Annotated in this window: 27 protein-coding genes; 17 read left to right on the forward strand and 10 right to left on the reverse strand. The window is 75.2% G+C overall.

The features are described from left to right. Positions 1–42: 42 nt before the first annotated feature. Positions 43–1,140, reverse strand: coding sequence for an adenylate/guanylate cyclase domain-containing protein (locus RTG05_RS16795; RefSeq protein WP_315911971.1), 1,098 nt, complete (start codon positions 1,138–1,140; stop codon positions 43–45). A 35-nt stretch (positions 1,141–1,175) separates the two neighbouring features. Beyond that, positions 1,176–1,634 carry a universal stress protein gene (locus RTG05_RS16800; protein ID WP_166526070.1) on the reverse strand — a complete coding sequence of 153 codons (459 nt, stop codon included), beginning with the start codon at positions 1,632–1,634 and terminating at the stop codon, positions 1,176–1,178. Positions 1,635–1,767: 133 nt separating this feature from the next. Between RTG05_RS16800 and RTG05_RS16805 the strand changes: the two genes are divergently transcribed. The 6 genes from RTG05_RS16805 to RTG05_RS16830 all read left to right on the forward strand — a co-directional run bounded on the left by RTG05_RS16805 (position 1,768) and on the right by RTG05_RS16830 (position 9,613). Beyond that, the gene (locus RTG05_RS16805; protein WP_315911972.1) at positions 1,768–2,802 is read left to right on the forward strand and encodes an ABC transporter ATP-binding protein; all 1,035 of its coding nucleotides are present in this window, start codon (positions 1,768–1,770) and stop codon (positions 2,800–2,802) included. Beyond that, entirely contained in the window at positions 2,799–3,581 is a 783-nt protein-coding gene (locus tag RTG05_RS16810; protein WP_315911973.1) for an ABC transporter permease, read from the forward strand. The genes RTG05_RS16805 and RTG05_RS16810 overlap by 4 nt, the downstream gene beginning before the upstream one ends. Before the next feature lie 56 nt (positions 3,582–3,637). Beyond that, a complete protein-coding gene (locus tag RTG05_RS16815) occupies positions 3,638–4,447 on the forward strand; it encodes an ankyrin repeat domain-containing protein (RefSeq protein WP_166526072.1) in 810 nt (269 codons plus the stop codon). A 184-nt stretch (positions 4,448–4,631) separates the two neighbouring features. Further along, positions 4,632–8,534 (forward strand): multifunctional oxoglutarate decarboxylase/oxoglutarate dehydrogenase thiamine pyrophosphate-binding subunit/dihydrolipoyllysine-residue succinyltransferase subunit, encoded by a 3,903-nt coding sequence (locus tag RTG05_RS16820; RefSeq protein WP_315911974.1) that lies wholly within the window; start codon positions 4,632–4,634, stop codon positions 8,532–8,534. Positions 8,535–8,539: 5 nt separating this feature from the next. Then, complete coding sequence (locus RTG05_RS16825; RefSeq protein WP_166526074.1) at positions 8,540–8,722, forward strand: DUF6104 family protein; 183 nt, start codon at positions 8,540–8,542, stop codon at positions 8,720–8,722. Between the two features lie 174 nt (positions 8,723–8,896). Further along, positions 8,897–9,613, forward strand: a complete 717-nt coding sequence (locus tag RTG05_RS16830) for a metal-dependent hydrolase (RefSeq protein ID WP_166526075.1) — start codon at positions 8,897–8,899, stop codon at positions 9,611–9,613. Here the strand turns inward: RTG05_RS16830 and RTG05_RS16835 are convergent. Further along, positions 9,603–10,790 (reverse strand): NAD(P)-dependent malic enzyme, encoded by a 1,188-nt coding sequence (locus RTG05_RS16835; protein ID WP_166526076.1) that lies wholly within the window; start codon positions 10,788–10,790, stop codon positions 9,603–9,605. The genes RTG05_RS16830 and RTG05_RS16835 overlap by 11 nt on opposite strands. Positions 10,791–10,867: 77 nt before the next feature. Between RTG05_RS16835 and RTG05_RS16840 the strand changes: the two genes are divergently transcribed. Beyond that, positions 10,868–11,479: a dTDP-4-dehydrorhamnose 3,5-epimerase family protein gene (locus RTG05_RS16840; RefSeq protein ID WP_166526077.1), complete on the forward strand. Its 612-nt coding sequence runs from the start codon at positions 10,868–10,870 to the stop codon at positions 11,477–11,479. Here RTG05_RS16840 and RTG05_RS16845 read toward each other — a convergent pair. Continuing rightward, positions 11,470–11,844 (reverse strand): S26 family signal peptidase, encoded by a 375-nt coding sequence (locus RTG05_RS16845; RefSeq protein ID WP_315911975.1) that lies wholly within the window; start codon positions 11,842–11,844, stop codon positions 11,470–11,472. The two genes, RTG05_RS16840 and RTG05_RS16845, sit on opposite strands and share 10 nt — an antisense overlap. 51 nt (positions 11,845–11,895) lie before the next feature. On the opposite strand from RTG05_RS16845, the gene sodN reads away from it, so the two are divergent. The 6 genes from sodN (at position 11,896) to RTG05_RS16875 (ending at position 15,794) form a co-directional block, all read left to right on the forward strand. Beyond that, positions 11,896–12,297 carry a superoxide dismutase, Ni gene (sodN, locus tag RTG05_RS16850; RefSeq protein WP_166526078.1) on the forward strand — a complete coding sequence of 134 codons (402 nt, stop codon included), beginning with the start codon at positions 11,896–11,898 and terminating at the stop codon, positions 12,295–12,297. Between the two features lie 119 nt (positions 12,298–12,416). After that, a complete protein-coding gene (locus tag RTG05_RS16855; protein WP_166526079.1) occupies positions 12,417–13,094 on the forward strand; it encodes a phosphatidylserine decarboxylase in 678 nt (225 codons plus the stop codon). Positions 13,095–13,105: 11 nt separating this feature from the next. Then, a complete protein-coding gene (gene pssA, locus RTG05_RS16860; RefSeq protein ID WP_166526080.1) occupies positions 13,106–13,933 on the forward strand; it encodes a CDP-diacylglycerol--serine O-phosphatidyltransferase in 828 nt (275 codons plus the stop codon). Next, positions 13,930–14,490, forward strand: coding sequence for a GNAT family N-acetyltransferase (locus tag RTG05_RS16865; RefSeq protein WP_208104624.1), 561 nt, complete (start codon positions 13,930–13,932; stop codon positions 14,488–14,490). The genes pssA and RTG05_RS16865 overlap by 4 nt, the downstream gene beginning before the upstream one ends. 54 nt (positions 14,491–14,544) lie before the next feature. Further along, the gene (locus tag RTG05_RS16870) at positions 14,545–15,327 is read left to right on the forward strand and encodes an HAD-IIA family hydrolase (protein ID WP_166526081.1); all 783 of its coding nucleotides are present in this window, start codon (positions 14,545–14,547) and stop codon (positions 15,325–15,327) included. 23 nt (positions 15,328–15,350) lie between these two features. After that, positions 15,351–15,794 carry a GNAT family N-acetyltransferase gene (locus tag RTG05_RS16875; RefSeq protein WP_166526082.1) on the forward strand — a complete coding sequence of 148 codons (444 nt, stop codon included), beginning with the start codon at positions 15,351–15,353 and terminating at the stop codon, positions 15,792–15,794. A gap of 8 nt (positions 15,795–15,802) precedes the next feature. Here RTG05_RS16875 and RTG05_RS16880 read toward each other — a convergent pair whose 3' ends face one another. Continuing rightward, complete coding sequence (locus tag RTG05_RS16880) at positions 15,803–16,285, reverse strand: hypothetical protein (RefSeq protein ID WP_315911976.1); 483 nt, start codon at positions 16,283–16,285, stop codon at positions 15,803–15,805. A gap of 132 nt (positions 16,286–16,417) precedes the next feature. Here RTG05_RS16880 and RTG05_RS16885 point away from each other — a divergent pair, with 132 nt between their 5' ends. Both RTG05_RS16885 and RTG05_RS16890 read left to right on the forward strand, forming a co-directional pair. Then, positions 16,418–17,440 (forward strand): diacylglycerol/lipid kinase family protein, encoded by a 1,023-nt coding sequence (locus RTG05_RS16885; RefSeq protein ID WP_315911977.1) that lies wholly within the window; start codon positions 16,418–16,420, stop codon positions 17,438–17,440. A 417-nt stretch (positions 17,441–17,857) separates the two neighbouring features. Beyond that, complete coding sequence (locus RTG05_RS16890) at positions 17,858–18,109, forward strand: WhiB family transcriptional regulator (protein ID WP_166526083.1); 252 nt, start codon at positions 17,858–17,860, stop codon at positions 18,107–18,109. A 105-nt stretch (positions 18,110–18,214) separates the two neighbouring features. Here the strand turns inward: RTG05_RS16890 and RTG05_RS16895 are convergent, their stop codons facing one another. Further along, positions 18,215–19,708, reverse strand: coding sequence for a sensor histidine kinase (locus RTG05_RS16895; protein ID WP_166526084.1), 1,494 nt, complete (start codon positions 19,706–19,708; stop codon positions 18,215–18,217). A 128-nt stretch (positions 19,709–19,836) separates the two neighbouring features. Between RTG05_RS16895 and RTG05_RS16900 the strand changes: the two genes are divergently transcribed. Next, positions 19,837–20,367 carry a GNAT family N-acetyltransferase gene (locus tag RTG05_RS16900; RefSeq protein ID WP_166526085.1) on the forward strand — a complete coding sequence of 177 codons (531 nt, stop codon included), beginning with the start codon at positions 19,837–19,839 and terminating at the stop codon, positions 20,365–20,367. Positions 20,368–20,378: 11 nt separating this feature from the next. Here the strand turns inward: RTG05_RS16900 and RTG05_RS16905 are convergent, their stop codons facing one another. Together RTG05_RS16905 and RTG05_RS16910 are read right to left on the reverse strand one after the other, a co-directional pair. Continuing rightward, complete coding sequence (locus RTG05_RS16905) at positions 20,379–20,600, reverse strand: biotin/lipoyl-binding carrier protein (protein ID WP_166526086.1); 222 nt, start codon at positions 20,598–20,600, stop codon at positions 20,379–20,381. Positions 20,601–20,653: 53 nt separating this feature from the next. Beyond that, positions 20,654–21,694 carry a biotin carboxylase N-terminal domain-containing protein gene (locus tag RTG05_RS16910; protein WP_166526087.1) on the reverse strand — a complete coding sequence of 347 codons (1,041 nt, stop codon included), beginning with the start codon at positions 21,692–21,694 and terminating at the stop codon, positions 20,654–20,656. 222 nt (positions 21,695–21,916) lie between these two features. Here RTG05_RS16910 and RTG05_RS22400 point away from each other — a divergent pair, with 222 nt between their 5' ends. Continuing rightward, positions 21,917–21,991, forward strand: a complete 75-nt coding sequence (locus RTG05_RS22400) for a 50S ribosomal protein bL37 (protein WP_014377707.1) — start codon at positions 21,917–21,919, stop codon at positions 21,989–21,991. A gap of 81 nt (positions 21,992–22,072) precedes the next feature. On the opposite strand, the gene rsrA is transcribed toward RTG05_RS22400, so the two are convergent. Both rsrA and RTG05_RS16920 read right to left on the reverse strand, forming a co-directional pair. Further along, positions 22,073–22,417 (reverse strand): mycothiol system anti-sigma-R factor, encoded by a 345-nt coding sequence (gene rsrA / locus RTG05_RS16915; protein WP_166526088.1) that lies wholly within the window; start codon positions 22,415–22,417, stop codon positions 22,073–22,075. Further along, entirely contained in the window at positions 22,414–23,124 is a 711-nt protein-coding gene (locus RTG05_RS16920) for a sigma-70 family RNA polymerase sigma factor (RefSeq protein WP_315911978.1), read from the reverse strand. The genes rsrA and RTG05_RS16920 overlap by 4 nt, the downstream gene beginning before the upstream one ends. Positions 23,125–23,203: the final 79 nt, after the last annotated feature.

The raw sequence follows: 23,203 nt of genomic DNA on the forward strand, positions 1-23,203 counted from the left end.
GCGACCGGTAGAAGGACCCCGTCCCTCTCACCGTTCGCACGCTCACGGCGAGCCTCTGGACGGGGCCGAGGGCGGCGGGTCGTCGGCGTCGTCCAGGACGTCGTCGGCCATCTCGTCGAGCATGCCCTCGAGCGCCAGGTCTGCCGCGCCCGCGGGACGTCGTCCCACCAGCCAGGGCTGCAGCTCGTCGTAGCCGCGCACCGACACCCGGCGCAGCGGGCGCACCCGGTAGCGGGGCAGCCCGCGCAGCCGGCGGGCGAGCTCGCGGTCGACCAGCAGCGTGCCGGGCCGGGCCAGCGCGGTCAGCCGGCTGGCCAGGTTCACCACCGGCGAGTAGACGTCCCCGAGGTGGGTGAGCACCGTCCCGTAGGCGGCGCCGACCCGCAGCGGCGGGCGGTCGCCGGACTGCCAGGTCTCCGGGAGATCCAGCCCGATCTCCACGGCGTCGATCGCCGAGCCGGCGGTGTAGAGGACGCCGTCCCCCGCCGTCTTGACGACCCGCCCGTGGTGACGGGCGATGACCTCACCGGCGGTGCCCTCGAAGTCCTCCACCATCTCGCCGAGCTCGCGGCCGCCCATGCCGCGGCTGTGGCTGGTGTAGCCGACCAGGTCGGCGAAGCCCACGGCCAGCTCGCGCCGGTCGCCCCCGGCACTGGCCAGCAACCGCTCGGCGTTGGCCGCCAGGTGCCGCCGCCACACGTAGTCCTGCAGCGCGCGCAGCAGCGGCAGCAGCCGGCCGGTCGCCGCCACCGCCTGCTCGGGGTCGATCGACGCGTCGTCGCTGGTCGCCCCGTCCCCGGTCGCCCCGTCCCGGGTGAGCGCGTCGGCGAGCAGGTCGGTCTGCCAGTCGGCCAGGCGGGACAGCGACTGGGCCATGGCCCGGATGATCGAGGCCTCGAAGTCCTCGTCGACGAAGCCGGTGTCGATCAGCGACGAGAGCAGGGAGAGCGCCTGCACGTCGGCGTCGGTGAAGACCCGCTCGTCGTCGGCGGCGTCCGCGAAGCCCAGCGCCCGCCACAGCCGCCGGGTGCGCTCGGGCGGCATGCCCGCCAGCTCGCCGACCTGCAGGCGGGTGTAGCGACGTGGGCCGCCCAGCAGCAGGCGCATCAGCGTCTCGCGCTGGTCGTCGGTGTCGGGCACGGCGTCGGGGTCCCGAGGTTGGTCCGGCAGCGTCGTCAGCCCGTGGTGTGCACGACCAGGACGTCGACCGACGAGCGGCGGGTCACGTCGCCGGGCACCGACCCCAGGATCCGGCCCCTGGTGCCGTCGATCCCGCGGTTGCCGACGACGAGCAGGTCGGCGTCGGTCCGGGTGACCACGTCGATGAGGGTCTCGACCGGCGAGCCGACCACGGCGACCTCGTCGACCTCCCCGGCGCCGGCGGCGAGCGCCGCCTCGGCCGCGGCGCGCACGGTCTGCTCCGCCGGCGCGGGGCCCACGACCGGCTGGATCCCCTCGGCGAGCTCGGCCCGGGCGCGGCGGACCTCCCGCTCGTCGCTGCGGGAGGGCAGGTAGGCGCAGACGATGACCAGCCGGGCACCGCAGGCCCCGGCCAGGGCCCCGGCGCGCTGGACGGCGAGCAGCGAGGACTGCGACCCGTCGGTCCCGACGACCACCGTGCGGTAGGCGCTCACGCACCCCTCCTCGCTGGTCGTCCCGCCGCCCGGGCGGCACCGGCCGGCCCAAGCTACCGAAGTGCCCGGTCAGCGGTGTGCCCGGGGTCACGCCGCGACACGCCCGCCGAGCGCTCGCCGGACGGCCCCGGGGGTGCCGTGCGGACCGCCCGGTGCGCTTGGATGGACGCGTCGCACGGCCGACGACGAGGAGAGCGCCATCCACCCCGGCAGCCACCCCGGCAGCAGTCCCGCCCGAGGCCCGGTCCGGGTCGAGGTCCGCGGCCTCACCAAGAGCTTCGGCGCCGTCCGCGCCGTCGACGACCTCGGCTTCAGCGTCGAGCCCGGCTCGATCACCGGCTTCCTGGGCCCCAACGGCGCCGGCAAGACCACGACCCTGCGCATGGCCCTGGGCCTGGAGCGGCCCGACGCGGGGACGGCGACCTTCGGTGGCGTCCCCTACGCCGCGCTCCCGGCACCCGTGCGCACCGTCGGCGCGGTGCTGGAGACCGCCTTCCACCCGGCCCGGTCCGGGCGCAACCACCTGCGGGTCTACTGCCGGGCGGCGGGCCTGCCGCCCGGCCGCGCCGACGAGGTGCTCGCCCAGGTCGGGCTGGCCGACGCCGGCCGGCGCCGCGCGGGCGGGTACTCCCTGGGCATGCGCCAGCGGCTGGCGCTGGCCACCGCGCTGCTCGGCGACCCGGCGGTGCTGGTGCTCGACGAGCCGGCCAACGGGCTGGACCCCGAGGGCATCCAGTGGCTGCGCGGCTTCCTGCGCCACCTCGCGCACGACGAGGGGCGCACCGTGCTGGTCTCCAGCCACCTGCTCGCGGAGATGGAGCAGACCGCCGACCGCGTGGTGATCGTGGGCGCCGGGCGGCTGGTCCGCGAGGGGTCGATCGCCGAGCTGCGCTCCGGCGCCCAGGGCACCGGGCCGGTGCTGGTGCGCAGCCCGGAGGCCGGCCGGCTGGCCGAGGTCCTCCGCGCGGCCGGGTTCTCCGTCGCACCCGACGACGACGGCCGGATCGCCGTGGCCGGCACGACGCCGGCCGCCGTGGGCGCGCAGGCCTTCCGCGCGGGCCTGGAGCTGCACGAGCTGCGCGCGGAGAGCAGCGGTCTGGAGGAGCTGTACTTCCGGCTCACCGCCGGCCAGGAGCAGTACGCCGCGCCCGAGGGGAGCCGACCGTGACCAAGCTGGTCCGTGCCGAGTGGACCAAGCTGTTCACCACCCGCGTCTGGATCGGGCTGCTGCTCGGCGCCTGTGTCCTGGTCGCCGGCTTCACCGCGCTGTTCACCGCCTTCGCCGGCAGCGCCGACGAGGGGGGCGGCCCCGGCGGGGGCGGCCCACCGCTGCCCCCGGTGGGCACCCCGGAGTACGAGCAGCTGGCCCTGGCCACCGGTGCCAACGTCACGGTGCTGTTCCTCATCCTCGGCATCATCGGGACCACCCAGGAGTTCCGGCACCGCACGGCCACGCCGACCTTCCTCACCACGCCCCGGCGCGGGCGGGTGGTCACGGCCAAGCTGCTCGCCTACGCGCTGGCCGCGGTGCCCCTGGCCGTGGTGGTCATCTGCGTCAACGTCGCCGTCGTCCTGCTCTACGCCGGCGCGCGCGGGGACGCCCCGGAGCTGTCCGGGGACAACCTCCGCGTGCTCGCCGGGGTCGGGGCGGCCCTGGTCGTCTACACGGTGATCGGCGTCGGGGTCGGCGCGCTCGTGCGCAACCAGGTCGGCGCCATCGTGGGCGCCCTGGTCTACCTGTTCGTCGTCGAGGCGATCGTGCAGCTGGTCCCGGCCCTGTCCGACGCCTACAAGTGGCTGCCCGGCGGTGCCCTGGAGGCGATGACGGCCACGATCGGACTCACCGACCTGCTCGAGCCCTGGCAGGGCGGCCTGGTGCTGCTGGGCTACGGGATCGCGGCGGCCGTGCTGGGGACGCTGCTCGCCGTCCGCCGCGACGTCGTGTGACAGCGGGCGACGCCCGCCTGACCGGACACCGTCTCCCCGACCCCACGAGGACCCCGATGACCACGCGCATGACCGCCCCCCGGCTGGGCCGGCTGATCGCCGACGGCGACGCCACCGCCGTCCGCACCGCCGTCCGCGACGCCCCGCGGCTGCTGACGGCCACCGTCGAGCGGGACGGCCAGGGCGGCTGGACGCCGCTGCACCTGGCGGTCGCGGAGGGCCGGGCCGAGCTCGTGCGGCTGCTGGTCGAGGCGGGCGCGGACCTCCGCGCGCGCACCGAGCACGGCCGGGACCCGCTGCACACCGCCCTGGAGTGCGCCCCCCACCTCGTCCCGCTGCTGCGCGAGCTGGGCGCGCCGGTGGACGCCGCCAGCGCCGCCTACCTCGACGACTGCGCACGGCTGGACGCCGAGCTGGCCGGCGGGGCGCCGCTGGTCGACCCGGTCACCGGGGTGGACCTGCTGGTGATCGCCGCGACCGGTGGCGCGGCCGGCACCGCGCGGGTGCTGCTGGACCGGGGCGCCGACGCCGACGGCGGCGCGCTGCACGCCGCCGCGGCCGGCACCCGGCTGGAGCTGGTCCGCCTGCTGCTGGCCGCCGGCGCCGACGTCAACCGCCGCGACCCCGACACCGGCCGGTGCCCGCTGCACGCCGCCGTGTCGGCCGGCGCGGACGGGGACGTCCCCGAGGTGGTGGGCGCGCTGCTCGACGCGGGCGCCGACGTCGACGCCACCACCGCCGACGGGGCCAGCGCCCTGGACATCAGCCGGGTGGCCGCGGCCCGCAACCGCCGGGGGGACGCCGGTCGGGCGACCGCGCACGACGCGCTGACCGAACTCCTGGTGACCCGCGGCGCCACGGGGTGAAGGACCACCCTGCCCCCCCACGCCTCGCGAGCTCGGCGCGGGCCCCTGCACGGTGGCCGTTCCGCCCGGGAGCGCCGGCGCGGCCGTCCGACACCCCGTGGGCCGACGGGGGCGGGCGTAGACTCCGTCCCCGGTCCTGAGACGTGCACCGACGACGAAGAAGGCACTCGACCCCGTGTCCAGCGTGAGCTCATCCCGGCCGTCCGCCACCTCCTCCTCCTCCGCGGTGGCCGGCTTCGGCACCAACGAGTGGCTGGTCGAGGAGATGTACCAGCAGTACCTCGCCGATCCCGCCAGCGTGGACCAGGCGTGGCACGACTTCTTCGCCGACTACCGGCCGGGCAGCCCGGTGGCCGCCAGCGACGACCGGGAGACACCGGCCCCCGAGACCGCCGCGCCCGCGCCGGCCGGGGAACCCGCCGACGCGCCGGCCCGCCCCGCCGCCGCGCCGGCCCCGCCGGCCCCGACGCCGGACCGGTCCGACCGGTCGCCGGCACCCGAGCAGGAGCCCACCCGGGACGCCGGTGCCCCCTCGCGGGCCACCCGCGTCGAGGAACGCACCGAGGACACCGTCGTGGGACGGGCCGCCGAGCGCGCCGAGCAGCAGCAGCCGGCCGCCAGGGCGGCCACGCCCGCCGCGAAGCCCGCCGCGAAGCCCGCCGCGAAGCCGGCCGCTGGGCCCGCCGCCGAGAAGGCGGCCACCGCGCGGGAGTCCGCGGACGAGGGTCCGCGGCGCGTGCCGCTGCGCGGCGCGGCGGCCAGCGTCGTGAAGAACATGAACGCCTCGCTGACCGTGCCGACGGCCACCAGCGTGCGCGCCGTACCGGCGAAGCTGCTGGCCGACAACCGCATCGTCGTCAACAACCACCTGGCCCGCTCCCGCGGCGGCAAGGTGTCCTTCACGCACCTGATCGGCTACGCGCTGGTCCGGGCGCTCGACGACTTCCCCAACATGAACGCCTCCTACGCCGAGGTCGACGGCAAGCCGACCCTGGTGCAGCCCGAGCACGTCAACTTCGGCCTGGCCATCGACCTGCCCAAGGCCGACGGCTCCCGCACCCTCGTCGTCGCCTCGATCAAGGCCGCCGAGGAGATGGACTTCGCCCGGTTCTGGGGCGCCTACGAGGACGTCATCCGCCGCGCCCGCGCGGGCAAGCTGACGCTGGAGGACTTCTCCGGCACCACCGTCAGCCTGACCAACCCGGGCACGATCGGCACCAACCACTCGGTGCCGCGGCTGACCGCCGGCCAGGGCGCCATCATCGGCGTGGGCGCCATGGACTACCCGGCGGAGTTCCAGGGGATGAGCCCCGAGGCGCTCACCGACATGGCGGTCAGCAAGATCATCACGCTGACGTCGACCTACGACCACCGGATCATCCAGGGCGCGGAGTCCGGCGACTTCCTGCGCCGCCTGCACTCCCTGCTGCTGGGTGAGGACGGCTTCTACGACGAGGTCTTCCGGTCGCTGCGCATCCCCTACGAGCCGGTGCGCTGGATGCCCGACGTGCGGGTCAGCCGCGAGGGGCAGATCGACAAGGAAGCCCGGGTCATCGAGGTCATCGACTCCTACCGGCGCAACGGCCACCTCATGGCCGACACCGACCCGCTGGAGTTCAAGGTCCGCAGCCACCCCGACCTGGACATCCTCCAGCACGGCCTGACGCTGTGGGACCTCGACCGCAGGTTCCCCGTCGGCGGCTTCGCCGGCGAGAAGGTCATGGCCCTGCGGGACGTGCTCGGGGTGCTGCGCAACTCCTACTGCCGCACCGTCGGCGTGGAGTACATGTACATCACCGACCCCGAAGAGCGGGAGTGGATCCAGCAGCGGGTCGAGCTCAAGGCCGAGCAGCCGGACCGGGAGAAGCAGAAGCACGTGCTGGGCCGGCTGAACGCCGCCGAGGCGTTCGAGACCTTCCTGCAGACGAAGTACGTCGGCCAGAAGCGGTTCAGCCTCGAGGGCGGCGAGTCGGTCATCCCGCTGCTGGACGAGGTCCTCGTCGCCGGCACCGACCACGGCCTGGAGGAGGTCGCGATCGGCATGGCGCACCGCGGGCGGCTCAACGTGCTGGCCAACGTGCTCGGCAAGAGCTACGCCAAGATCTTCGGCGAGTTCGAGGGCAACATCGACCCCGGCACCGTGCAGGGCTCCGGCGACGTCAAGTACCACCTCGGCGCCGAGGGCACGTTCGAGAACCCGCTGCGCCCGGGGGCGACGATCGCCGTGTCGCTGGCCAGCAACCCCTCGCACCTGGAGACGGTCAACCCCGTCCTCGAGGGGATCGTGCGCGCCAAGCAGGACCGGATCGACAAGGGCGAGCAGGGCTTCACCGTCATGCCGGTGCTGCTGCACGGCGACTCCGCCTTCGCCGGGCAGGGCGTCGTCGCCGAGACGCTGAACCTGTCCCAGCTGCGCGGCTACCGCACCGGCGGCACCGTGCACGTGGTCATCAACAACCAGGTCGGCTTCACCACCAGCCCGGCCGCGGCCCGCTCGAGCCTGTACTCCACCGACGTCGCGCGGATGATCGGCGCCCCGGTCTTCCACGTCAACGGCGACGACCCGGAGGCCTGCGTGCGGATGGCGCGGCTGGCGGTGGACTACCGGCAGGCGTTCAAGAAGGACGTCGTCATCGACCTGGTCTGCTACCGCCGGCGCGGGCACAACGAGGGCGACGACCCGTCGATGACCCAGCCGCTGATGTACGACATCATCGACCGCAAGCGCTCGGTCCGGAAGCTGTACACCGAGTCGCTCATCGGCCGCGGCGACATCACGCTGCAGGAGGCCGAGGAGGCGCTGCGCGACTACCGGGACCAGCTGGAGCGCGCGTTCTCCGAGACCCACGACTCGACCGACACGCCCAAGGCCCAGCCGCTCATGGACCAGCCGGCCGCGCAGGAGACGCAGGTGGCCACCGCCATCAGCCCCGAGGTCATGAAGGCCATCGGTGACGCGCACGTCTCCCTGCCGCCGTCGTTCACCGTGCACCCGAAGCTGCAGCGGATGCTCGAGCGGCGCGCGGCGATGGTCAGCGAGGGCGGCATCGACTGGGCCATGGGCGAGCTGCTGGCCTTCGGGTCGCTGCTCGTGCAGGGCGTCCCGGTGCGGCTGGCCGGCCAGGACTCCCGCCGCGGCACCTTCGTGCAGCGGCACTCGGTGCTCATCGACCGGGAGACCGCGGCGGAGCACACGCCGCTGGCCAACCTGTCCGAGGACCAGGCGAAGTTCTTCGTCTACGACTCGCTGCTCTCCGAGTACGCGGCCCTGGGCTTCGAGTACGGCTACTCGGTGGCCGACCCGGGGGCGCTCGTGCTGTGGGAGGCGCAGTTCGGCGACTTCGTCGACGGCGCCCAGATGGTCATCGACGAGTTCATCAGCTCCGGTGAGGCCAAGTGGGGTCAGCGCTCCGGCGTCGTGCTGCTGCTGCCGCACGGCCTCGAGGGCCAGGGCCCCGACCACTCCAGCGGCCGGATCGAGCGGTTCCTGCAGCTGTCGGCGGAGAACAACATGACCGTCGCCAACTGCTCGACGCCGGGCAACTACTTCCACCTGCTGCGCCGCCAGGCGCTGTCGGACGTGCACCGGCCGCTGGTCGTGTTCACCCCGAAGTCGCTGCTGCGGGCCAAGGCCGCGGTCAGCCCGGTGTCGGACTTCACCGACGAGTCCTTCCGGCCGGTGCTGCCCGACCCGGGCGTGGGCGGCGAGCCGCTGGACGAGGGTGCGGTGCGCCGGGTGCTGCTGTGCAGCGGCAAGGTCGCCTACGACCTGGTCGCCGCGCGCGAGGCCACCGGCACCGCCGACACCGCGGTCGTCCGCGTCGAGCAGCTCTACCCGCTGCCCGCCGAGGAGGTCGTGCGGCAGCTGGAGCGCTACCCGTCGGCCGACGACGTCGTCTGGGTGCAGGAGGAGCCGGCCAACATGGGCGCCTGGCAGTTCATGGCCGTCAACCTGCCCGAGCACCTGCCGGCCGGACGCCGGCTGCGCCCGGTCACCCGCCGCGCCTCCGCCAGCCCCGCCGTGGGCTCGGCGAAGGTGCACGAGGCCGAGCAGAAGCAGCTGGTCGCGCAGGCCCTCGCCGACTGACGCACGTGTACTCCACCGATCGGGGCCTGGAGGAGCTGGCCGACCGGCGGGGCGAGGAGCAGGTGACCCTCGCCTGGCTGGCCGGCCAGCTGCAGGCCTTCGTCGACCAGCACCCCGACTTCGAGGTGCCGGTCGAGCGGCTGGCCACCTGGCTGGCCCGCGGCGGCACCGACGACGACGAGGACTGACGAAGGACCCCCTCGCCCCCAGCGCCTCGCACGCTCGGGGCCGGATCCTGCGAGGGGGCCGCGAGATCGGCGATCTCGCACGCGTGCGCAGGTCCAGGCGTGCGAGATCGCCGATCTCGCCCTCCAGGGGCGCGCCTCCCGGGGGACGGCGGCCCGCACCGGCACGCTCGGTCGGTGCTCGGTCACTCGCACGCGCTGTCGGGGCTCGCCGCCGGTGCCGCCACGCTGCCCTGGGCCCCGGTCGGCGGCACCGTCGGGCAGGTCGCCTGGATCGCCGCCGTCGGCGGGATGGCCATGCTGCCCGACCTGGACCACAGCGGGTCCACCGTCTCGGACATGTGGGGCCCGCTCACCGACGTCCCCTCCGGTGCGATCGGCCGGCTGGCCCGGGGGCACCGCTGGGGTACCCACGACGCCGTCCTCGCGCCCCTCGTCTTCGGTGCGCTGGCCCTGGCCGCGGCCGACGCCTACTGGTCCAGCCTGCTGCTGCTGAGCCTGGCGATCGGGCTGGCGCTGCGCGCGCTGCACTTCGTCATCCCCGGACGCGCAGAGAACACCGTCGTGGGCAACCTGGTGCTCTCCTGGTGCGGGGCGTGGCTGCTGCTGGAGCACACCGCCCAGCCCGGGTGGCTGCCGTGGGCGGTGGCGCTGGGGGTGCTCACCCACATCGGCGGCGACGCGATCACCACGCAGGGCGTACCGGTGCCCCTGCTGTGGGTGGTCCGGCGCGCCCGCGTGGCGCTGACGCCGATGCGCACCGGGACGGCGCTGGAGACCGGTGTCCTGGTGCCGGCCTTCGTGCTGGCCACGCTGTGGTGCGTCTACCTCAACACCGACGTCCGCGGGGCGGTCGACCCGCTGCTGCAGGCCCTGCCCGGCCTCAGCGGGTGACGCCCTGCTCGCGGGCCCGGTCGGCGACGGCGGCCGCGACGGCCTCGGCGACCCGCCGGTCCAGCGGGCTGGGCACCACGTAGTCGGCGCGCACCTCCTCGCCCACGACGTCGGCGATGGCGGTCGCCGCGGCCAGCTTCATCTCCTCGGTGATGCCGGTGGCGCCGGCGTCGATGGCGCCGCGGAAGACGCCGGGGAAGGCGAGCACGTTGTTGATCTGGTTGGGCTCGTTGCTGCGCCCGGTGGCCACCACCGCGGCGTACCGGGCCGCCATCTCCGGGTCGACCTCGGGGATCGGGTTGGCCAGCGAGAACACGATGCAGTCCCGCGCCATCGAGGCGATCGCCGACTCGGGCACCGAGCCGCCGGACAACCCCAGGTAGACGTCGGCGCCCTCCAGCGCCCCGACCATCGTGCCGGCGTAGCCGGAGCCGTTGGTGTTCTCGGCGAGCCAGCGCTTGACCGGGGTGAGGTCCTCCCGGCCGGTGTGCAGCACGCCCCGGGAGTCGGCCACGGCGAGCTCCCCCACGCCGGCCCCCAGCAGGATCTTGGTGCAGGCGACCCCGGCCGCACCGGCGCCGGAGACGACGACCCGCAGGTCGGCCAGCTCGCGACCCACGACCCGGGCGGCGTTGCGCAGCGCGGCCAGCACGACGATCGCCGTCCCGTGCTGGTCGTCGTGCATGACCGGGATGTCCAGCCGCTCGCGCAGCCGGTCCTCGATCTCGAAGCAGCGGGGGGCGCTGATGTCCTCGAGGTTGATGCCGCCGAAGGACGGCGCGATCGCCACGACCGTCTCCACGATGGCGTCCACGTCGGTCGTCGACAGCACCACCGGCACCGACGACAGACCGGCGAACTCGCTGAACAGGCAGGCCTTGCCCTCCATCACCGGCAGCGCGGCGGCGGGTCCGATGTCACCGAGCCCCAGCACGGCGGTGCCGTCGGAGACCACCGCGACCACGCGCGGGGCCCAGGTGAACCGGTCGGCGAGGGCGGGCTCCGCGGCGATCGCGCTGGACACCCGGGCGACCCCCGGGGTGTAGGTCAGCGCCAGGTCGGCCACCGACTCGATGCCGCGGGTGGGGCGGACGACCAGCTTGCCGCCCTCGTGCACCGCGAACGCCGGGTCGTCGGCGAACCGGTCGGCCGTCCCGTCCAGCTGCTGGGTGCTCATGGGCCCGGGAGCGTAACCGAATCGTGACCCGGGCACGTCCTCGGTCCGGCCGGGGACGGGCTGGCTACCGTCCAGGGGTGCAGACCCGCCCGCTCGCCGTCGGCGACGCCCACGTCCTCGACCTCGTGCCCCACGGCGACGCCCGCGGCCGGTTCACCGAGTGGTACCGCGCCGACGCACTCGCGCAGGCCGTCGGCCACGCCCTGCCGCTGGCCCAGGCCAACCACAGCGTGTCCGCGCGCGGGGTGCTGCGCGGGGTGCACTTCGCGCTGGTGCCGCCGGGGCAGGCCAAGTACGTGTACTGCCCGGCCGGGCGGGTGCTCGACGTCGTCGTCGACGTCCGGGTCGGCTCCCCCACCTTCGGCGCGCACGACGCCGTCGTCCTGGACAGCGAACAGCCGCGGGCGGTCTACCTCGCGGAGGGTCTCGGGCACGCGTTCCTGTCGCTGGCCGACGGCAGCTCGGTCACCTACCTGGTGTCCAGCGGCTACGACCCGGCCCGGGAGTTCGGTGTCTCGCCGGTGGACCCGGCCCTGGGCCTGCCGTGGCCCGCCGACGTGCAGTTCGAGCTGTCGGCCAAGGACCGCCAGGCACCCACGCTGGCCGAGGCCCGGGACCAGGGCCTGCTGCCGACGTACGAGGAGTGCCGGGCCCGCTACGCGGAACTGCGCGCGTCGGCTCAGCGCTGAGGACCGGGCAGCCGGCCCGGCCGCGGCCACAGCCGGGCGACCACCCGCCCGACGACGACGGCCGGGCCGTACGCGCGGCTGTCGTCGGTGACGAACGCGTTGTCACCCTCCACCCAGTGCCCGCCCCGGACCGCCCGGCGCACCCGCTTGACGACCAGCAGCCCCGGCCGGGACGGGAACCGGGCCAGCACGACGTCACCGTCGACGACCGGGCGTCCCGCGCCGGCACGGCGGACCAGCAGCCGGTCGCCGGAGCGCACCGTGGGGGACATCGAGGGACCGCGCACGCGGGCCAGCACCCACGGCGTGACCAGCGGCGGGACCGCTCCCGGGCCCCCCGGCTCGGCCGTGTCCCCGCTGCTCACCGGGAGTAGGGTCGCAGACGACCGACCATCCCAGAACCGGAGGCTCAGCTCATGCGTCTGCGCATGTTCTCCGCCGTGGAGGCCACCGCTCACTGCGACCTCCCCTGTGGCGTGTACGACCCGGCCCAGGCCCGCATCGAAGCGGAGTCCGTCAAGGCGCTCCAGGAGAAGTACCAGGCCAACGACGACCCGGCCTTCCGCACCCGCGCGATCCTGATCAAGGAGCAGCGGGCGGACCTGGTCAAGCACCACCTGTGGGTGCTGTGGACCGACTACTTCAAGCCGCCGCACTTCGAGAAGTACCCGCAGCTGCACGAGCTGTTCAACAAGGCGACCAAGCAGGCCGGCGCCGCGGGCGCCAAGGGCAGCATGGACCCCGCCGAGGGCCAGAAGCTCCTCGACCACATCGCGGAGATCGACAAGATCTTCTGGGAGACCAAGGCCGCGGCATAGCGCACGACGCAGCACCGCGACGACGGCCGGCGAGCACGTGCTCGCCGGCCGTCGCCGTCCCCGGCCCGCCGCCGGACCCGTCGGTGGTGACGACTCCTCCCCGGTACCGTCTGACCTCGATGCGTATCGACCCGGCCGGGTGGCCGTTCGTCACCGGGCCCCTGGCACCCGCCGCGGTCCTGGCCGCCGCCGGGTGGGCCGCCGGCCGGCGCGGGCTGCGGCTCGCCGCCTGGCCCTTCGCACTCCTGTCGGCCTACATGGCGCTGTTCTTCCGCGACCCGGACCGCCGCTGCGACGTCGAGCCGGCGGCCCCGGACGACGTCCTCGCCCCCGCGGACGGCCTGGTGACGGTCGCCGGAGCAGCCCAGGAGGGCGTCGCCCCCGAACCGGTCCCCGAGGGCGGCTGGCAGCAGGTCAGCGTGTTCCTGTCCGTCGTCGACGTGCACGTCAACCGCTCCCCGTACCGCGGTGAGGTCGTGCAGAGCTCCTACCGCCCGGGCAGCTTCCTGGCCGCCTACCGCAGGGAGTCCGCGCACCGCAACGAGCGCAGCGAGCTGTGGCTGCGCGACGGCGGGCGCACCGTGGTGTTCCGGCAGCTGGTCGGCGTGCTCGCCCGGCGCATCGTCACCCGCACCGGCGTGGGCCGGCACCTGGCCACCGGCGAGCGGATGGGCCTGATGAAGTTCGGCTCCCGGATGGACGTCTTCCTCCCCCGGGAGTGCACCGTGCTCGTGCGGGTCGGCCAGCGGGTGCGCGGCGGTGAGACCGTCATCGCCCGCTGGTCCGACCGCGGGTGAGGGGGACGACGGTGCCCAGTTCGGCGTCCGGAGCGCGCGTCCCGCAGACCCGGCGGACGGCCACCGTCGAGTTCGTGCGGGGCTCGGTGCGGGGCTCCCGGCGGCGCGCGCGGGCCACCCTGCCCAGCCTGTTCACGCTGGCCAACATGATGTGCGGCTTCGTGGCGATCCTGGTCTCCATCCGGGGCCAGTACACGCTGGCCGCCGTCCTGATCGGGTTCTCCGTCGTCTTCGACATCGCCGACGGCGCCGTCGCCCGCCTGGTCGGCGCGGTGACCCCGTTCGGCCTGCAGTTCGACTCCCTGGCCGACCTGGTCTCCTTCGGCCTGGCCCCGGCGCTGCTGGCCTTCACGCTGTTCTCCGAGGGCCGTGACGCCTGGGACCCGCTGGGCTGGGTGGTCTGCGGCCTGTGGGTGGCCTGCGCCGCCATCCGCCTGGCCCGCTTCAACACCACCATCGACCCGACCGCGGACAAGCGGTACTTCACCGGCCTGCCCAGCCCCGGCGCCGCCGGCGTCGTGCTGGCCTCGGTGTCCGCGTTCGGGAGTCAGATGCAGGGCCGCGACCGGTTGTGGGTGCTGCTGATCGTCGCGGTGCCCGCGGTGCTCATGGTCAGCACCATCCGGTTCCGCTCCTTCCGGTCACTGGTCAGCCCGAGGAGCGGGCGACCCTACGGCCTGGTCGCCGCCGCACTCGCCCTCGTCGCCGGGCTCGCCACCGTCCCCGTCGTCACCGGCTGCGTGCTGGCCTACGGCTACCTGCTGGCACCGGTGCTCGTGCCGGTCCTCTCCCCGCTCGGCCGCCTGGTGCCGGCCCGGCTCAAGGAGCTGCTCACGTGAGCGAGCGTGCGAGCTCCCGCGCGGGACAGGGCACCGTGCGGCCGGTGCGCCCGGACGACGTCCCCGCCGTCGTGGCCCTGGTGCGCGAGCTGGCCGAGTACGAGCGGGCACCCGACGAGGCGCGGATGACCGAGGCGCAGCTGGCCGGGGCCCTCTTCGGAGAGGCACCGGCGGTGTTCGGCCACGTCGCCGTGGTCGAGGGCGAGGTTGTCGGCACGGCGCTGTGGTTCCGCACCTTCTCCACCTGGCGCGGCACCCACGGCATCCACCTCGAGGACCTCTACGTGCAGCCGGCCCACCGCGGCCGCGGGCTGGGCCGCGAGCTGCTGCGCACGCTGGCCGACCTGTGCGTGCAGCGCGGGTACTCCCGGCTGGAGTGGTCGGTGCTGGACTGGAACACCCCGTCGATCGAGTTCTACCGGGCCGCCGGAGCGGTGCCGATGGACGGGTGGTCGGTCTTCCGGCTCACCGACGACGCCCTCGAGCACTTCGCCGCCGCGGTGCGCGGAGGCCCCGCGGCAGGTGGGTGGGCAGCCGGAGGCCGCGCGCCCTCCTAGGGTGACGCCGGGTGCTGGACGGCCGGCCGGGTCGCCGCGGAGGTGGAGGACGCGATGACGAACGAGCGCAAGCCCGCGGAGTGCTGGCTGACCGACATGGACGGCGTCCTGGTGCACGAGGGGCAGGCGCTGCCGGGCGCCGCGGACTTCCTGCAGCGCCTGACCGAGGCCGGCCGGCGGTTCCTCGTCCTCACCAACAACTCGATCTTCACGCCGCGGGACCTGTCCGCGCGGCTGGCCCGCTCCGGCCTGCAGGTGCCCGAGGCCTCGATCTGGACCTCCGCGCTGGCCACCGCGGACTTCCTGGCCACCCAGCTGCCCGGCGGCTCGGCGTTCGTCGTCGGCGAGGCGGGGCTGACCACCGCGCTGCACGAGGCCGGCTACACGCTCACCGACACCAACCCGGACTACGTCGTCCTCGGGGAGACCCGCACCTACTCCTTCGAGGCGATCACCCGGGCGGTCCGGCTGATCGGCGCGGGGGCACGGTTCATCGCCACCAACCCCGACGTCACCGGCCCCTCCCCCGAGGGCCCGCTGCCGGCCACCGGGTCGGTCGCGGCGATGATCACCCGCGCCACGGGCGCCGAGCCCTACTTCGTCGGCAAGCCCAACCCGATGATGTTCCGCAGCGCGATGCGCCGCATCGAGGCGCACTCGGAGACCACCGTCATGATCGGCGACCGGATGGACACCGACGTGGTCGCCGGCATCGAGGCCGGCCTGGACACCATCCTGGTGCTCACCGGCTCCACCCGGGCCGCCGACGTCGCCCGCTTCCCGTTCCGGCCGGGGCGGGTGCTGGACTCCATCGCCGACGTCGTGGACCTGGTGTGACCGCCGGGGGGCACCGACCGGACGTGACCGTGCGGCCGGCGGCCGTCGACGACCTGCCCCGCCTGGTGGAGCTGATCGACCTCGGCGCCACCCGCGCGGGCAAGGAGGACCGCAGCGACCAGGCCGGCTACCGGCGGGCGCTCGCCGAGATCGACGCCGCCCCGCACGACGAGGTGCTGGTGGCCGTCGTCGGCGGGGAGGTCGTCGGCGTCTGCCAGGTCTTCGCCGTCCGGCACCTGCAGGAGCGGGGCGGCCTGTGCGCGGAGGTGGAGTCGGTGCACGTGCACCCCGACGTCCGCGGGGGCGGGGTCGGCTCGGTGCTGCTCGACGCGGCCGTCGCGCAGGCCCGGGCGTGGGGGTGCTACCGCGTGCAGCTGACCAGCGACAAGACCCGCGGGGACGCGCACCGCTTCTACGCCCGGCACGGGTTCACCGCGACCCACGAGGGGTTCAAGCTGCGGCTGTGAGGCCCCGGTCAGCGCTCGAGGAAGGCCAGCCGGGCCTCCGGGGTGGCCAGCAGGTACAGCTCGGTGGCCACCAGCACCAGGAGCGGGACGCCGACCCACTCACCGCCCCACTCGGTGGCCGAGTACCAGCCGAACAGGCCCAGCAGCAGCTGCAGGAAGACCACCGGGCCGCGGGACCACGGCGAGAGCCGCCACAGACCCACCGCGGCGGCCCCCAGCAGGGCGGCGAAGAAGCCCACGTAGACGACCTCGGCCAGGGCCCGGGAGACGCTGTCGGGCGCGGAGGTCACCGTGAGCACGAGCAGCCACAGCGCGACCGCGGCCAGCGCGGCCGCCTCGAGGCCGGCCACCAGCGCGGCCCGGCGGACGGCGGGGGGCGCCTCCGGGCGTGCCCGCTGCGGGCGCGGCGCGGCCGGCTCGGCGGCGCCCCCGAGCAGCCGCTCGGCCCGGCGGCGGTCCCGCGGCGGCCTGGCTCCGGACTGCTCGGTCACGGTCGGAGGGTACGCGCCGGGACCGGGCGGGCCGCCGTCCCGAGACGCTGCGCCCGCGGGCCCGGCGGCCGGCTGCCCGGCCCGCTTCCGCCGGGGCCGGGACGGGCGTCCCCGCTGGCTAGCCTGACGGGCATGCGCGCGCTCGTGGTGGCCAACCCGGTGGCGACCACGACCAGCCGCGGGGTGCGCGACCGCGTGCTCGCCGCCCTCGCCGGCTCGCTCGACGTCCAGCTCGCCGAGACCACGCACCGCGGCCACGGCGCCGAGCTGGCCCGCAAGGCCGGCGTGGACGGCGTCGACGTCGTGGTCACCCTCGGCGGTGACGGCACGGTCAACGAGGTGGTCAACGGGTTGCTGCACGACGGGCCCGGCCAGGACGTGCCGCCGCTGGCCGTCGTCCCGGGTGGGTCGACCAACGTGTTCGCCCGGGCCCTGGGCCGCTCCCGGGACCCGGTCGCCGCGGCCACCGAGGTGGTGGAGTCCGTGCGCGCCGGGCGGGTCCGGCGGATCTCCCTGGCGACGGCCAGCGCCCGCGGCGTCAGCGCGGCACCGGCCCGGCTGCCGGACCCGGTGGCGGCCCGCGCGGCCGCCGACGCGGGGGCCGCGGCCTCCCCGGGGTGGGCCGAGCCGCGCTGGTTCGTCTTCTCGGCGGGCCTCGGCTTCGACGCCGACGTGATCGGCCGGGTGGAGGCCCACCGCGCCCGCGGGCGCCGCTCGACCGGGCTGCTGTACGTCCAGGAGGCGACCGGCGCGTTCGTGTTCGGCCGGGAGCGCCGCGACCCGGCGATGACGGCGCAGCTGCCCGGCCGACCGGCCGTCGACGGGTTATTCCTCTGCCTGGTCTCCAACGTCTCGCCGTGGACCTACCTGGGTGCCCGCGCGGTCAACCCGACGCCGGACGCCTCCTTCGACTCCGGCCTGGACGTCTTCGCGCTGGGGCGCACCGGTGTCCTGCGGATGCTGCGCCACGTGCGGGAGGCGTTCGGCCCGCGCCCGGACGTCCGGGGGGACGGCGTGCACCGCTGGCACGACCTGACCGAGCTGACGCTCACTGCGCGCCGGCCGCAGGGCTGGCAGCTGGACGGGGACCACCTCGGGACGGCGACCGGGCTGCGGGTGCGCAGCGTGCCCGACGCGCTCGCCGTCTTCGTCTGACGCCGACGCGAGCATCGCAGCGAGCGAGGAGCGGACCGGCGGCGGAAGACGACCTGAGGGCACCGTCGTCTGACGCCGACGGGCCGGTGGACCGGGCGGTTCCGCTACCGGCCCGGGACCTGCGGCTTCGCACGCGGTGGACGGGTCTGTCAACGCAGCGCGCGGGGTGACCGACGGGTCGAGTGGCAGCCCTACCACGCCCATGGTGAGCTTGCTCACGAGGGGTCGACCGATCCCGGCGTTCAGCTTGACAGTCCCCCTCGCCGTGAAAACATCGCGGGAGAAAGCAACCTGTCGGTAACACGTGCATGAAGTCGCCGTGCCAGGGCGCCGGCCACCCCGGTGCCGGCCCGCGGATCGGCCCACGGCCGACGACGGCTGCACCAGACCGTAGACGACATCGAGGAGAACACGGCCATGGACTGGCGCCACCGCGCCCTGTGCCGCGACGAGGACCCGGAGCTGTTCTTCCCCATCGGGACGACCGGCCCCGCCCTCGTGCAGATCGAGCAGGCCAAGGCCGTGTGCCGGCGCTGCCCCGTCGTCGAGTCGTGCCTGGACTGGGCACTGCGCGCGGGGCAGGACTCCGGTGTCTGGGGCGGACTGTCCGAGGACGAGCGGCGCGCCCTCAAGCGCCGCCAGGCCCGCACGCGGGTCCGCACCGCCTGAGCACACCGCACCGCCGGCACCGGGCTCGATCCCGGCCGCCGCATCGCACCGCCGACGAGGCCGGCCCGGGATCCCCGGGCCGGCCTCGTGGCGTGTCGGGGGGTGTCAGCGCCGGAGCCGGCCGGCACCGGGGAGGGACAGCACCACCTCGGTGCCCCCGGCGTCGGCCGGCACCGACGGCGGGCTGGTCATCGTCAGGCTGCCGCCCAGCTCGGTGGTGACGAGGGTGCGCACGATCTGCAGTCCCAGCCCCTCGCTGGCCGACGGGTCGAAGTCGGCGGGCAGGCCCCGCCCGTCGTCGACGACGCGGACGACGAGGTCCTCGCCGTCCCGCTCGGCCACCAGGTCGATGCAGCCCGGGCTGCCGTCGGGGAACGCGTGCTCGGCGGCGTTGTGCAGCAGCTCGGTGACCGCCAGCACCAGCGGGGTCGCGACCTCGGCCGGCAGCTCGCCGAAGCCGCCGGTCCGCCGGGTCCGCGCCGCCGGGCCGACCGAGGTGAGGTCGCCCAGCATCGGCAGGACCCGGTCGAGCACGTCGTCGACGTCGACCACGTCCTCGCGGCTGCCGGCCAGGGTCTCGTGCACGACGGCGATCGAGGCGACCCGGCGCACCGACTCCTCCAGCGCCTCGCGGGCCGCCGGCTCGGTCATCCGCCGCGCCTGCAACCGCAGCAGCGCGGCCACGGTCTGCAGGTTGTTCTTCACCCGGTGATGGATCTCCCGGATGGTCGCGTCCTTGGTCAGCAGCGCGCGGTCCCGCCGGCGGACGTCGGTCACGTCGCGCACCAGCACCAGCGCGCCGGTCTCGGCCCCGGGCGCCCGCAGCGGCAGCGCGCGCAGCAGCAGGGTCGCCGCGACGCACTCGACGTCCATCGGGTCGGGGAACCGCCCGTCCACCGCGGCGCGGATGCCGGCCGCCACGGCCTCCCCCGCCACCCGGTCGGCCGCGGCGTCCCGGGTGAGGAGGCCCAGGTCCGCCCCGACGACGTCGCCGGTGACGCCGAGCCGGCGGTAGGCCGACAGCGCGTTGGGGCTGGCGTAGACCGCGCGCCCGGCGGCGTCCAGCCGCACCAGGCCGTCGCCCACCCGCGGGCTGAGCTCGCCGTCCAGCGGCTTGCGCGGCGGGAACGTGCCGGCCGAGACCATCAGGCACAGGTCGGCGGCGATGTCGAGGTAGGTGAGCTCCAGGGTGGACGGCGACCGGGTGACGGCCAGGTTGGTGTCCCGCGCCAGGACCGCGACGACGACGCCGTCGTGCCGCACCGGCACCACCTCCCGCCGCCGCGGGGTGCTGCCCGACCAGTCCGGCTCGCCCTCCGTCACCGGACGGCCCTCGCGGTGCGCGACCCCGAGGGGCTCGGCGTCCGGCCCCTCCACCTCCGAGCCGACCAGGTCGTCGGGCTGGCTGGTCGGCGCGGTCAGCGGGCGCACCTGGGCCACGCACCACCACGCGCCGGTGCGCAGCGGCACCCACAGGGTCAGGTCGGCGAACGAGAGGTCGGCCAGCAGCTGCCAGTCGGCCACCAGCCGGCGGGCGTGGTCGACCTGGTCCGGGGCAGAGGCCGACCCCCGGGTGAGGCGTTCGGAGAGGCTGTTCATCTTGACCTGAGGGTATGCAGGGCCCCGCGCCGGGCCCGGTGAGGTGCTGGAACGGCCGCCCTGCAGGGCCCCGCGGCGAGCTTGCGAGGCGTGGGGGGCAGGGTGGTCCTCCATCTAGGCTCGCGGTCGTGTCCTCGTCGCCCGTCGCGCCGGCCGTGACCGTCGGACCCGCCCGTCCCGACGACTTCCCGCGGATCGCGCAGCTCACCTCCGACGTCTACCTGGGCGGCGGGCTGGCCTCCCCCGAGTACGGGGAGCAGCTGCGCGACGTGGCGGGGCGCGCCGACCGCGCCGAGCTGCTCGTGGCCCGGGACGGCGGCGGGCGCGTGGTGGGCAGCGTGGCGCTGGTGCTGACCGGCGACTTCGGCGAGGTCACCGAGTCCGACGAGGAGGCGGCGTTCCGGATGCTCGTCGTGGACCCCGCCGTGCAGGGCCGCGGGCTCGGCGCGCTGCTGGTGGGGACCTGCCTGCAGCGCGCCCGGGCGGCCGGCAAGCGGCGGGTGGTGCTCTCGACCGACCGGCGCATGCGGACCGCGCAGCGGCTCTACGAGCGGATGGGCTTCACCCGGCTGCCGGAGCGCGACTGGTCACCGCGGCCGGGCATCGACCTGCTGGTCTACGCCCTCGACCTCCCGGCCGGCCGCGCCCCGAGTCGGTGAGGGCCGGGCCCTCACCAGGAGACGGTGGCGATGAGGTCGCCCTCCTGCAAGACCTCGCCCTCCACGACGTGCAGCTCGCGGACGGTGCCGGCCCGCTCGGTGAGGACGGGGATCTCCATCTTCATCGACTCGAGGACCACCAGGGTGTCGCCGGCGTCCACCTCGATGCCCGGCTGCACCAGCACCTTCCACACGCTCGACACCATCTCGGCGTGGATCTCCTCGACCGCCACCGGCCCCTCCCCTGCGCGTCCGGACGTCCATCCTGGCACGGCCGGCCCGCTGCTCAGACCGCTGCGGGGCTGCCCGACGCCAGCCGGTCGAGGACCGCGCACACCTCCGGGCCGTCGTGCGGCACGCCGACCTCCGGCACCGCGCCGAGCACCTCGCTCGCGGCCCTGGCGGCCGTGGCGGTGTCGGGTGCCCCGGCGCTGACCGTCGCCAGCAGGGCGTCGTACCAGCGGTCCAGCCGGTCGCCCGGGTCGTAGCCGCTGACTGCCACGACCTCGGCGCCGGGTGCCCCGGTGGTGTGCCGGCCGGACCGGGGCAGCCGACCGGTGACCCGGCCACCCTGCCCGGGCGGCAGCGAGGAGCGCAGCTGGACGGTCACCGCCCGCCGCGGCGGGGCACCCGTCCCGGCGTCGACGGCCCGGGTGCCCGAGGCGCTGCGCAGCGCCAGCTCGACGGCGTCCACGCCGTGTGCCCGCTCCAGGACCGTCATGTCGAGGGAGAAGCCGGCTGCCACCTCGGCGAGCCCGCCGTCCGGCGCGATGCCGACGGTGACCAGGCCGCGCCAGCCCACCTCGGGCAGCCGTCCGGCCGCCGACAGCAGCTCGAAGGGCTCCTCGGGGGTCCAGGAGACCCGCGCGATGCCCGCGGCGCGGTCGCGGGACACCGGCGTGGTGCAGCGCAGTCCCCCGTCGGTGACCAGGGCGAGGAAGCCACGCTCGCTGGCCGGCTCCACGCCGTCACCACCGAGGCGCTCCAGCACCGCCGCGGACGGGCCGACCCAGCCGAGGCCGGCGGCGACCACCGCACCCGCGAGCCGGGCGTTGCCGGCCAGCGCCGGCGGGACCGGGAGGACCGCCTGCACGCCGCTGCGGCGCGCCGCCTCCACGATCCGGTCCACCGCGAGGTAGGACTCCGCGGCGGGCGCGGGGCCCAGCAGGATCGCGTCGTCGGCCAGCCGGACGTGCCGCGCGGCCCGGTCGGCCTCGGAGTGGACGGCGACCGTCTTCACGTCCAGGCGGGAGCAGGCCGCCACCACCGCACACGCCGCCGGTCCCCTTCCGGCCACGAGCACGCTCTCGATCCCGACGGGTGCCACGTCCCGAACCGCCTTCCTGCGACCCAGCGTCGTCCTCCCCAGCCTGGCCCGCCGCCCGGGCGGACCGCCACAGGGGGGCGGTGCCAACCGGGCCCGTGAGAGGCTGGGAACACAGCCTGACGGGTCCACCCGGTGTGCGCGTCCACGACGTGGCCGGGGTCACCCGGAGGTGTCCCGGGCCCGCAGCGGGCTCCCGGCAGCGGCGAGGAGAGGAGGGCAGCGATGTCGAAGCGTGGACGCAAGCGGCGCTCCCGCAAGGGGAACAAGGCCAACCACGGCAAGCGCCCCAACGCCTAGGGGCGTTGCCCTGCCCCGGCAGGGAGCGCGAGAGGCCCGGGACCCGATCGGGTCCCGGGCCTCTCGCGTCCTGCGGCGGGCTCAGCCGGTGGGGCGCTCGCGGGTGCGCTCCACGCTGATCCGCTCCACGCTGACCTGGGTGCCGTGCTCCTCGAAGGAGACGGTGGTCAGCTGCAGCTTGATCCGGTCCCGCAGGCCCGGCGGCGGGCTGTCGCCCCCGCACCGGCGGCGCACCAGGGCCTTGAACTCCTGCTCGATGCCGAACTGGCGCAGGCAGGGCGAGCACTCCTCGAGGTGCTCGGCGATGACCTGGCGGCGGGACGGCTCGGTCTCGTGGTCGAGGAACTCGAACACGTGGGAGAGCACGTCGTCGCAGGAGTGCACCTCGATCGGGTCACCGTCGTCCGGACGGTGGTCGCTGGTCACGGACGACTCGCCTCCTCCCCGGCACCGGCCCGGACGAAGCCCCGCTCGCGGGCGTAGTCGGCCAGCAGCTTCTGCAGGCCGCGACGGCCGCGGTGCAGGCGGGACATCACCGTGCCGATGGGCGTGCCCATGATCTCGGCGATCTCCTTGTAGGCGAACCCCTCGACGTCGGCGAGGTAGACCGCCAGCCGGAAGTCCTCCGGCAGCTGCTGCAGGGCCTCCTTGATGTCGGAGTCCGGCAGGTGGTCCAGCGCCTCGATCTCCGCCGAGCGCAGGCCGCTGGAGCTGTGCTCCTCGGCGGCGTAGAGCTGCCAGTCCTGCACCTGGTCGGTCGGGTACTGCTGCGGCTGCCGCTGCTTCTTGCGGTAGCTGTTGATGTAGGTGTTGGTCAGGATCCGGTACAGCCAGGCCTTGAGGTTGGTCCCCTCGGCGAACTGGTGGAAGGCCGAGTAGGCCTTCACGAACGTCTCCTGGACCAGGTCCTCGGCGTCGGCGGGGTTGCGGGTCATCCGCAGGGCGGCCGGGTAGATCTGGTCGAGGTAGGGCAGCGCGTCGCGCTCGAAACGGGCGTCGCGCTCGGCACGGGTCTCGTCGACCTCGGTGCGGCTGCCGCCCTCGCGCGCCTCGGGCACCTCGACCGGCGCGCTGGGCCCGATGGTCTCCTCGGTCGTGGTCTCCGGCGTGCGGTCCGCGATCTCCTCGGGCACCGACCGTCCTCTCTGCGGCGCCCGGGCGCGGGCGGCTGCCTCCGACGATCCTAGCCGCGCGGCCCCGGGCCGGCCCGGG

The sequence above is a fragment of the Geodermatophilus sp. DSM 44513 genome, from assembly GCF_032460525.1.
GTDB lineage: Bacteria > Actinomycetota > Actinomycetes > Mycobacteriales > Geodermatophilaceae > Geodermatophilus.

Coding starts and splice junctions, on each gene's coding strand:
- RTG05_RS16855 (WP_166526079.1), top strand. CDS start 12,417: ATGCGTATCGACCCGGCCGGGTGGCCGTTCGTCACCGGGCCCCTGGCA.
- RTG05_RS16895 (WP_166526084.1), bottom strand. CDS start 19,708: ATGAACAGCCTCTCCGAACGCCTCACCCGGGGGTCGGCCTCTGCCCCG.
- RTG05_RS16885 (WP_315911977.1), top strand. CDS start 16,418: ATGCGCGCGCTCGTGGTGGCCAACCCGGTGGCGACCACGACCAGCCGC.
- RTG05_RS16815 (WP_166526072.1), top strand. CDS start 3,638: ATGACCACGCGCATGACCGCCCCCCGGCTGGGCCGGCTGATCGCCGAC.
- RTG05_RS16890 (WP_166526083.1), top strand. CDS start 17,858: ATGGACTGGCGCCACCGCGCCCTGTGCCGCGACGAGGACCCGGAGCTG.
- RTG05_RS16870 (WP_166526081.1), top strand. CDS start 14,545: ATGACGAACGAGCGCAAGCCCGCGGAGTGCTGGCTGACCGACATGGAC.
- RTG05_RS16835 (WP_166526076.1), bottom strand. CDS start 10,790: ATGAGCACCCAGCAGCTGGACGGGACGGCCGACCGGTTCGCCGACGAC.
- sodN (WP_166526078.1), top strand. CDS start 11,896: ATGCGTCTGCGCATGTTCTCCGCCGTGGAGGCCACCGCTCACTGCGAC.